9 protein-coding genes and 2 pseudogenes are annotated in these 9,775 nt (G+C 64.5%); 9 read left to right on the top strand and 2 right to left on the bottom strand.

Features of this window, described 5'->3' with window-relative positions; genetic code table 11:
* Positions 1–194 precede the first annotated feature (194 nt).
* A complete protein-coding gene (locus ACIPK3_RS34100) occupies positions 195–527 on the top strand; it encodes a hypothetical protein (RefSeq protein ID WP_402576099.1) in 333 nt (110 codons plus the stop codon).
* A 512-nt stretch (positions 528–1,039) separates the two neighbouring features.
* Positions 1,040–1,258: a hypothetical protein gene (locus ACIPK3_RS34095; protein WP_402576098.1), complete on the top strand. Its 219-nt coding sequence runs from the start codon at positions 1,040–1,042 to the stop codon at positions 1,256–1,258.
* A 487-nt stretch (positions 1,259–1,745) separates the two neighbouring features.
* Here the strand turns inward: ACIPK3_RS34095 and ACIPK3_RS34090 are convergent, their stop codons facing one another.
* Complete coding sequence (locus ACIPK3_RS34090; protein ID WP_329828198.1) at positions 1,746–2,357, bottom strand: hypothetical protein; 612 nt, start codon at positions 2,355–2,357, stop codon at positions 1,746–1,748.
* A 169-nt stretch (positions 2,358–2,526) separates the two neighbouring features.
* Here ACIPK3_RS34090 and ACIPK3_RS34085 point away from each other — a divergent pair.
* The 6 genes and pseudogenes from ACIPK3_RS34085 to ACIPK3_RS34060 form a co-directional block, all read left to right on the top strand.
* Positions 2,527–2,790 (top strand): annotated as a pseudogene (locus ACIPK3_RS34085) (Tn3 family transposase); the annotation flags it as partial.
* 139 nt (positions 2,791–2,929) lie between these two features.
* A complete protein-coding gene (locus tag ACIPK3_RS34080) occupies positions 2,930–3,511 on the top strand; it encodes an ArsR/SmtB family transcription factor (protein WP_402576097.1) in 582 nt (193 codons plus the stop codon).
* The gene (locus tag ACIPK3_RS34075; protein WP_402576096.1) at positions 3,508–3,873 is read left to right on the top strand and encodes a DUF1707 domain-containing protein; all 366 of its coding nucleotides are present in this window, start codon (positions 3,508–3,510) and stop codon (positions 3,871–3,873) included. Before ACIPK3_RS34080 ends, ACIPK3_RS34075 begins: the two co-directional genes overlap by 4 nt.
* Positions 3,874–4,075: 202 nt before the next feature.
* Positions 4,076–4,516, top strand: coding sequence for a hypothetical protein (locus ACIPK3_RS34070; RefSeq protein ID WP_402576095.1), 441 nt, complete (start codon positions 4,076–4,078; stop codon positions 4,514–4,516).
* 471 nt (positions 4,517–4,987) lie between these two features.
* Complete coding sequence (locus ACIPK3_RS34065; protein WP_402576094.1) at positions 4,988–5,800, top strand: barstar family protein; 813 nt, start codon at positions 4,988–4,990, stop codon at positions 5,798–5,800.
* A gap of 418 nt (positions 5,801–6,218) precedes the next feature.
* Positions 6,219–7,132, top strand: a pseudogene (locus tag ACIPK3_RS34060) (transposase family protein).
* Positions 7,133–7,185: 53 nt separating this feature from the next.
* Here the strand turns inward: ACIPK3_RS34060 and ACIPK3_RS34055 are convergent.
* Entirely contained in the window at positions 7,186–7,863 is a 678-nt protein-coding gene (locus tag ACIPK3_RS34055; protein ID WP_402576093.1) for a DUF6461 domain-containing protein, read from the bottom strand.
* A gap of 1,342 nt (positions 7,864–9,205) precedes the next feature.
* Here ACIPK3_RS34055 and ACIPK3_RS34050 point away from each other — a divergent pair.
* Complete coding sequence (locus ACIPK3_RS34050; protein WP_402576092.1) at positions 9,206–9,565, top strand: hypothetical protein; 360 nt, start codon at positions 9,206–9,208, stop codon at positions 9,563–9,565.
* The last annotated feature ends 210 nt before the right edge of the window (positions 9,566–9,775 follow it).

The following is a 9,775-nucleotide window of genomic DNA, read 5'->3' as shown; positions in this document are numbered from 1 at the left end:
AAGAACCCAAGCCGTTCATCTGGACCAAGACCGCCGAAGAGATCCTCGACTCCCTCGCCCGCTTCTGCCGACGGATCTCTGGCGCAGGACACTAGCTCAAGGACGCCCAGACCTGTCTCGCCACCGGGCGGGAGACCCCGGCCGGAGCCCCGTTCACCACTGCGGCGGGCGAGAACCTCCTCCGCCGCGCCGGGGTGTCCTCCGGCGTCTACGCCGACGACCCCGCCACCGGCCGGCGCCGGGACCTGACCGTGGAAGAGGAACGCGCCTTCTGGGCCTGGGCCATCGTCGAAGTCCTTCGTCACACCGGTATGCGCATCGAGGAAGCACTCGAACTCACCCACCACAGCTTCGTCGCCTACCAGCTGCCCACCACCGGCGAGATCGTGCCCATGCTCCAGGTCGCCCCGTCCAAGCTCGACCAGGAGCGGCTGCTGCTGGTCTCACCAGAGCTCGGCGAGGTGCTCACTGCGATCATCCACCGCGTCCGGCGCGGACAGCAGGCCATGCCCCTGCTCTCCGCCTAGGACAGTCTGGAACGGCTCTGGAGTGCACCGATGCCGCTCCTCTTCCAGCGCCGCTGCGGCCCCGAGGACCGGGCGATCCCGCGCAACTACATCTACACCTGTCTCAACGACGCCCTCGCCGCCAGCGGGCTGACCGGGCCCGGCGATGAGCAGCTGCGCTACACACCGCACGACTTCCGGAGAATCTTCGTGACCGACGCCCTTCGCTCCGGCCTGCCCCCACACATCGCCGCCCGCATCTGCGGTCACCGAATGGTCGACACGACTCTCGGCTATGCCGCGATCTATCCCGAGGACGTCATCAACCACCACCGGTCCTTCATCGCCCGCCGCCGGTCGCTGCGGCCCAGCGAGGAGTACCGCGAACCCACCGCGCAGGAATGGCAGGACTTCCTCGCCCACTTCGAGCTGCGGAACGTCGCCTCGGCGTCTGCGCACGCGACTTCGGCACCCCCTGCGTCCATGAACACGCCTGCATCCGCTGTCCCGTCCTGCGGCCCGATCCCGAGCAGATGCCCCGCTTGGAGGAGATCCACGCGAACCTGCTCGACCGGCTCCAGGAGGCCAAGGAACAGGGATGGCTCGGCGAGGTCGCCGCGATCGGGGCCAGCCTCGCCGCCGCCGAGCAGAAACTCACCGCCATGCGCGACCTCGCCACCAAGCACACCACCGTTCAGCTCGGCATGCCCGACTTCCGCAGCAGTGCCGGACGTCTTGATGCCGAGCAGTGACAGCGGTGCCGCCTCGCATCAGAACCGACGGTCCAAAGCCTCAACGAGGCTGCGGAGTTCGCGCGACCGGCGGCGGGACATCGCCAGCATCACCGCTTCGAGGAACTCGCGAGCCTGCCACGGATCACCGCAACAGGCCCACTCCGTGCAGCCACCGCTCTCGTACTCCCACAACCGTCGATTCGGCTGGTGGACAAAGTCCCGCCAGCGCACCATCGCCGACCCGATTGAGCCCGGCCACAGGTACTTCTTCTGACGTTCGATCCGTCGAACCTCAGCGAGTGCGGCCGAGGAGAGGCCACGGATGGTCGTGATGTCGTCATGCTTCCGGCGCCGGCGCGGCAACTCGGCCCGGACGCGCCCAGGCCGCCTACGCGGCATGGGCCTTTCTGTTGATCGTCATGCCGGTCATCTTCCCATCTGCGGTCGCTACGCGACCAGTCCGGACTGACCCGCACCCCCCCGAGCGCCTCGGATACCCTGCAGATCACGCCTGCAGATCTCCCTCGCGCCCAGGGACGGAAGGCGGTGTGACCTCGGTGATCACGGCCGTGCCGACAACCGGCCTGCCCTCGTGCATGGTGATCACATCGCCAGGCTGCACATGGCGCCACTGTTCGGGGCTGAGTGGCGCCAAACGGACCGTCGCGCTTTCTCCCGGTGCCAGGCCGGGCGCACCCTCCACCCACAGTCGCGCAACGTTGACTGACTGTCCGCCATCGGGCGCCCGGTTACCGATGTCCCAGAGCGGCCGCAACTGCCCCTGCCCGGAGAAGGCGGTCTGACGTCCGCCCTCCTCCGTGCTCAGCAGGCTCAGCCTGGCCCGGAGGGTGCCGTGTTGCGTCTCCCAGGCCCGCCACTCGCACCAGTCGGCGCTGTGCTCCAGCATCATCTGGCGGGCTGCGTCCTCGAGTAGCGACCAGAATCGCAAGGAAACCGGCTGCTCGTCCGCGATCTCCATCAGGAGGTCGAGGACGAGCTCCCACTCCTGGTGCCGTTGATAGTCGCGCACGTCGTCAACCGTCACACCGTTTTCGGCCCGGGCGCCCTCGGGGAGTAGATCAGTCGCTCGCTGAAGGAGCGTGAAGGCATCGTCCATGAGGAGCATTTTCCAAGGCCCCAGTGACGTCCTCGCTGGGCTCCCTCGCAAGAACCGGCTCGGCGACACGCCCGGGAGGCCCCTGATCCTCAAGAAAATCGGCCGCTACTCTCAGCGACCTATCGGCGGACAGACGGCCCTAGGCGGTCAGCATGCCAAGTTCAGATAAGACCAGCTCGGCGCGCTCGGGCTGGTCCTCAATGCCATCGTGCTCTGGACGACGAAGTACATCGACGCCGCCGTCGCCCAGCTCCGCGCCGAGGGCCACGAGATCCGGGACGAGGACATCGCCCGCCTCTCCCCCCTCAAGCACCGCAACCTGAACCTGCTCGGTCGCTACAGCTTCACCGCCTCCACCCCGGTCGGCGGGGGCCTGCGCCCGCTGCGCGACCCGGACGCCTCGGATCTCGACGAGGACGAGGAGGAGGCCTGATCACACACACTGGCGGGCGGCTGTCAGCGCGATGCCAAGGCTGTCGAGGGCGCCCATGAACACTCAACTGGCCACAGGTTCCTACTGGTTGTAAGATTTTCCAACCAGTAGAGATTGATGCAACGAATGGGGCCGGTCGATGAGGACACAGAGAGCCGATGCGTCGCCTCCGCGGTGGCGCGGTGTACACAAGGCCCTCGCCGATCCCCTCCGCATCCGGCTCCTGGAGGCGCTGTGGGAGACGCCGCAGTCTGCACGTGAGCTTGCCGACCGCGCCGATCTTCCGGCTGACCGGCTCTACTACCACCTAGGACAGCTTGAACAGTCCGGGCTAATCGAGATCGCCGAATATCGGCCCCTAGCCCGCGGCAAGGTCGAGCGAGTCTATGCCCCTGCGGTCACGGAGCCTCCCAGTGATGCTGCGAGCCCGGAAGAGATGGCCGAGTTCCTCGGCTCGATGCTGGACGCCACTCGGGCCGACATCAGCGCCGCCTACCGGTCCAAGCAAGCCGGTGGTCGCCGAGAGGTCGATCTTCGCCGCGGTGCGCTGCGGCTGACCGACGAGGCGCTCGCCGAACTGCGTGAATACATCGCACGCCTCGCCAGCCAGTTCGGGGACCGCGACACACCCGGGGTCTGGACGCGAGTAGTGGTCGCGCTCGTCGACCTGCAAGACCGCCCATCCTCGGATACCACAGAGCCGCCTGAGAGGACGTCATGAATGACAGCGAGGAGCAAGCACCCAACACGCCGATACGCGTCTCGGACGCCGAACGCGACCGGGCTGAGGCACGATTACAGCACCATTACGCGGTTGGCCGACTGACACTGCCCGAACTTGAAGAACGAGTGGAGGTGGTCTACGAAGCACGTACCCGCGAGCAACTCGATGCCCTCTTGAGGGACCTGCCGACCGATGCCGAAGAGCCTGCGCGACCCGCTAACGTGATCGACTCCCGCCTGCTGATCATCCTGCTGTGCTGCTCACCACCTGCGGCGCTCGTCTACTGGCTCATCTGCCAACGAGCGGCACGGCGAAGAGGCTCACAGCTGCGGGCTCTGGAAAGCAGCAACGAGCCATAAGCCGCATATGAGGCAGAGCGCAAGTCGCCTCGGCGCAGTGAGTGATTCTCATAAATGTTCATCTGTGAGAGTTCTGCGAGAGCCCCCGTGGTGATCACGTTTCCGCAGGTGGCCGTTCGCGAAAGCCCTCTCGAAACCAGCATGTTGTGCGAGGCATTTCTGCGAGACTTCCCGGATGGACCTCACGCCCGATCGAGCCGCATTGGCGGTAGAACGTCATGACTGCCCGAACTGTGACGCGCCCGCCGGCTCCGCCTGCCGCACCCGCGGCGGGAAGACCGCCGCGAAGTACCACACCCCCCGCTTCGTCCTCGTCCCCGCGCTCCGCGAGGAACTCGAAGTCCTCGTCCCCGCCGACCGCCACCCCGGCCGCGCGTGGAAGCAGTGCCCGGCGCTCGCCATCGTGCCCGCGCCCCGCACCGAGCGCCCGGTCCGCATCGGGTACGCCAGGACCTCGACCGCGCGGCAGGAGCTGGCGAGCCAGCTCGAAGCCCTCCACCGGGCGGAGTGGCGCCCCGAGGCCGGTACAACGCGCCTGACCGAGCCCGCCCGGCGTAGCCGGGTGAGTAGCATGCTCCTGCCGGCCGCGGCGAGCGGGCCGGCCGTCGTGCGCTGCCCTCACTTCAATGCCATGGGCTCCTGAACCGGCCCGGCGTGGCAAGCCCTCGACATCGGCGGTGCAGCGGGGCAGGGTGACGAAGTCGCTCTCTCCGCAGGGGGAGATGCGTGCGAAGGCGCCGTCGATGGCCGTGGTGATGTTCAAAGGGGCGTGCCGGCCTTCGGGAGACTGGTCAGCCCAAAGGCGAAGCACCCGCTTGAAGGGTGTCGGCGATGGCGGGGGCCGGGCGCCCGGGGGCGGCGCCCAACTGCCCAAAGAGCGGCATCAGGATGCCGGCCGGTCGCATTGACTTCCCACCGTCACACAGGCACGCCCGCCACCACGCCATCGTCCGGTCCGGTCACGGCAGCGAATGAAATAGACCTGAGGGAGCGTCATGTCCTGCCGTCAGGCGACAAGGCTTAGTGAGTGCTTTTGAACCTCGGGCTGTCCTGTCGGTTGGTCGACGCTGCCTGATGGACCCCTCTGTAGGCTTTCAGCTCATCAGGAGGTGTCGTGGACGTAGCGGGCGGTGCAGGAGAAGAGCGCAAGTACGCCTTGACGAGCGACGAGGAGGAGAGCGACTTCTGGGGCTTCGCGGACGAAGCCAGGGGGCTGTTCATTCTGAGTGAGGACGGTCTTCGTCAGGTCGAACTCCTGGGATGTTCGCCGCAAGGAACACTCCTGACCTGCCTCGATCACCTCGGTGGCCGCCGCGCAGCTGCCGGGAGCGCGCACCTGGCCTTCCTTGATGCTGAAGGCGTTGAGATGGGTTCGTACTTCGTAAGCAATGTCACCGCAACCGCCGCCGGGCCGTCACAGCGCCGGGAGGGCCTTCTCGATGTCACTGTGCGTCTGTGGTGCGAGGAGCTTCTCCCTGGTTCGGCATGGGTGTGGGATGCGGTTCGAACGGGGCAGCTGAACCGGAAGGGTTTGTGGCACTCTCTCGACGCGGAAGGGCGGAAGGCCTGGTTGTCCGTGGCTCTGTGGTCACGGCAGTACCAGCGCCGTGAACGCCCGAAGGATGCTGCACCAGGACGGGTGTTCACCTTGGACGGCCGGCAGGTCGTTGATGCGGACAGCTTCTACTGTGCGCTGGGCGAGGCCATCAACGGGCCCGGCGGGTACTTCGGGTGGAATCTCGCTGCCGTGGACGACTGCCTCGGAGGAGGCTTTGGTGTCAGACCTCCGTTCACTCTGGAGTGGCAGAACTCAGGCATAGCGAGGTCACGGCTGGCTAACCAAGCGCGAGGCAGGGACACCGGAGCCTTTTTCGAGGTGCTCCTAGAGATCTTCGCTGACCATGACATCGACGTTCTACTGCGGTGAAGCACGGGGTGCCTTTTTCTCCCAGCTGGACCGCCTGCGGGTCAGCCGCCTGGTCATGAGGGTGATGAGTGACCAGTTCAGGTGGGCTTCGCTGTGCTGAGGAAGCCGCCCGTAGTCCCTCGCGTTACGGCGGGCGTTCATGGTCCCTCCCAGTGTGCGTTCGACGCGCCAGCGGCGTGGGAGGGCGACGAAGCCCTTGGCGCCTCTGGGGCGGGAGACGGTCTTGAGAGTGATGTGGAGGAAGTCCTCGGCCCGGGTCACGAGCTGGCCGGCGTCGTGTTGGCCCCGACGGCCGTTTCTATCCGCGGTCCCGCGCCCTCTCACAGGCGGCCGGTTCCTCTGCGTTGCCGATGAAGACCGGGGCGCGTTTACGAGTTGGTGCGTGATAGCGGGTGGGCATGCTCTCGTGGTGAGGGGCATGGTCGATCGGGCGGTGTTGGCGCATCCGTTGTTCACGGGTGTCTCGACGGTGCATCTGGCTTCTTTGGTTGAGGAGTTGGCCCGGCCGTGGGCAGCTGCGGCGGAGGGTCGGCGGGGGCAGGTACGTGGTGGAGCACGGAGGCGTGCGCCGGGTGCGGGTGCTCGGTACCGGCTGGTGTTCGTGGACCGGCTGGTGGTCACGCTGATCCATCTCCGGCACGATCTGCCTCACGCGGTCCTGGGTGTGCTGTTCGGTGTCGACCGCTCGACCGTCACCCGGGCCGTCGGTGAGATGCGCCGACTGCTGGCGGAGCGGGGCTTTGCCGTTCCCGACAGGCCTGGTCTGCGGCTTCGGACGCTGGAGGACGTGTTCGCCTACGCGCAGGCCGAAGGCGTCGAGTTGCGGCTGGACGCCACCGAAATCCAGGTCCGACGGCCCGTCGCCGGCCGGGGCGGCAGGCGGGCATTCGTGTCGGGCAAGAAGAAGCAGAACACGATGAAAGCCACCGTCATCGCCGACCACCAGGGCCGCACTCTGTGGGCCGACGGCCTGGGGCCGGGACGCATGCACGATGCGACTGCGGCCCGCGCTGCAGGTATCACCGGCTGCTTCCACCACTTCGACCTGGTCGAAGTGTTACTCGACGACGGCTACCTGGGCCTTGGCCGTGACCATCCCGGCCAAGCCGTCACCCCGCCCAGAAAGCCACGGCCCGGAGCACTGCCCGGCAGGTCGAACAGTGGGAACGCGACCGGCACGGCCACTCATCCGACCGCATCACCGTGGAACACGCCCTGGCCGATCACAAACGCTGGAAGCAACTCATGCGCTGGACCCATCGCCGTGATCGCCTGCCCGACACCTACCGAGCCATCGCAGGCATCGTCTCCGACCGCACCATCATGGCCTGAAAGCCGCCGTGAGCAGGACAAACACGCGCCACCCGCTATCACGCACCAACTCGTTAGTTTGGCGACTCATCGGAACTGCCGGAAAGCCGCAATTCCCCTAGGTGCGGCCCAAGCTGCACATTTTTTGCTAGCGATGATGAAGTTATGGACGAGCCAAGGGGTGAAGCCGATTTTTGCCACGCTAGTGCGATGCTGAGGAGAGCTCCTGTTGCGGTGTCGGCAGTAATTTGGCCCGTAGTAATATCGCTAGCAACTTCAAGCGCCGAGATTGCCGCGCTGGGGGCGCGGGTCTGGAGTCGGCGGGACTCGGTTGCTTCCCAGAAGCCACACTTTTGCTCTATAAGCAGAGTCGATGGTTGCCCCGGCTCGAAAGCCTCACATAGTTGGCCATTGGACCAGTAGGAAGCTGTGTCGTAGCCGCCGGTGCCGAGGCAAACCATAATCGTCTCAGTATTTTGAGACAACGATGAAAGAATTTCCTGGCGCGTCCCGAGAGTTCCCAGACTTTCGAGGCAGAACGACCAGCTACCCATTACTCCGACCCGTAGGATCGAGCTGTCGGGCTTGGGATCTAGAGTTTCGAAGACCTCCCCCCAGGCTGCCATGACTGCAGTTTCTGGATCAGCCCCATATTTCGCAATGAGACCTTTCGGGGAAACACCTTGAGTGAAACTGATGCAGAGGCTCTCGTGATCCCTCACCCAATCCCACGAGCTTTCCTCGATATTCATTGAGTCTACCTCTATTCGTTACACCCGCCCTGCTGAAACTCAGCAGGGCGGGTGAGGCTCGCTTTGGCGGTTTTTAGCTCGCGACAACAACGATGAACTTTTCGGTATCCAGTATGCGTTCGCTCTGACTGTTGCTCCCGAGCTTTCCACCAGCCGTCGAATTCTCGGTGGATGGAACATGCGACCTTACACACGGCTCGCTAAAGGTTATCGCGGGGGCGCTGGTGTCACCGTAAAACTGCCAAACGCCACCTTCCAGCTTGGGAACTATGTCTGCACACTTCCCTCCGTCGTTTCCCCCCTCGTAGGTGGCTGCAAATGGGTACTCGTCACACGAGTCTGCGGGAATTGTACTTGGCATATAAACGAAGGGGCGTGACGCTCCTTCTTCGCACGTGCGCTTCCGGTTGGCCTCCTGTGCACTCTTGCTGGCCAAGCGCCGCAACGGGCTATCTGAGGCTCCCCAGTGGCCGGAGAATTTCTGCTGAGCGAAACCGTAGGTAGCCGCAGCAGCACCGTATTGTGACAGGGGAAGTACAAGCCGGGCTCTAACGTCCGGCACAACGCACCCTGTACTGGCGTTATTCGCGAAAGTTGTGTCGCATCGCACCTTGCGCGGATTACTAAAGGCGGTTGTATTACTCAGCGGAGTCGCGCCCGGCTGAATGGCCGTAATCTGATAGCTTGTAGTTATGGAGCTGTCCTTTCCTGCCCCTGGGGTAGCTTCAAATTTTGTGGCTCCGGCAGTTGATTGCCCCGGCCTCAGGTTCCTGACACCAAGCCATGGTCCTGGGACAATGGCTTTGCAGCTCGGACTGCAAGTGGAACTGTAGGTGAAATCCAGAGATTTCACCGACCCAGTAGCACTAACGAGAGTCACCATCTGATTTTCCTGCCACGTACCGCTGTTAGGTGAGAGTTCAGCCGTACCCGTGGCGGTGAAAATCGCAGCACCGATTATCTGCAGAGGCTTTTCTCGGTCGAATTCGGTCAGGGTTCCTTGCAGGTTATTGAAGCAATAGCCATGGCGAGTGTAATTCCAGGTTCCTAGCGTCGCAGAACAAGATGTAGCCGATGGCTCGTCATTCGCGGATTTAATCCTTCTCTGATTTGACGTCGATTTGACCGGAGTCAGTTCCAGACAGACCGTCGTCGCGCCCATTTTTGCTGAGGAAGATTTTGCAGGGACCTCCTGACAATTTTTTTCGGGTAACGCCATCTGACTTTCCAGCGTGGTTTCGCTGAGCCCCGAAGCGTCTGGGGGGGGGTTATGGTACCGAGGAGCTTTCCAGGGCTACTAGTTGTTATCACCTCCTGGGCGCTCACGCTGGCGCTGGCACCTATGAGTGTCACCGCCAGGGCGGGCGCGGTTATGAGAATGGCGAATCTTTGTCTTGCTCTCACGATTTCCTTTTTCCTTGAGTTGCGGGCGATGAATGCCCCAGTAATATATATGGAAAGTGGTTGCACTGGTGTCGTTTCCTACCCGATATGGCGTGAAATCGTCGCTAGGTGCCCGGGGCTCGCGCTGACCACCTGCTACCGCCCCGTCGATGACCAGGAGCACTCCACCCCGGCCGCCGACGTCGCCTACCCCGATCACCGCTTCCGAGGCTGCATCTTGGTTGGCGGCCGCGATGATGCGGGTCTGCTCCGGGCCTTCGTCGCCCAGGCCGACGACTCCGGACACACCGTGAGCTGACCGGCGTCGGCGTCGTATGACACGGCCGCGACGTGCCCGGCGAGCTCGGGGGCGATGGCCGCCCACCGCTCCCGCAGCGTCGCGCTGGCGGCCGGGAGCTCCCACGCGCGCTCGGGGCGCTGTCACGTTGTCGGGGGTGTGGTCGTCTGGGGGTGTGCCTGGTTGGTCGGGTTTCGGGTCTTGGGTCAGGCCGCGGCAGGCTGGATGGCC

This window comes from Streptomyces sp. NPDC086787 (assembly GCF_044745865.1).
In the GTDB taxonomy this organism is placed as follows: domain Bacteria; phylum Actinomycetota; class Actinomycetes; order Streptomycetales; family Streptomycetaceae; genus Streptomyces.
The sequence above is the reverse complement of the archived record's forward strand: the minus strand, read 5'-3'. Positions and strand labels throughout refer to the sequence as shown.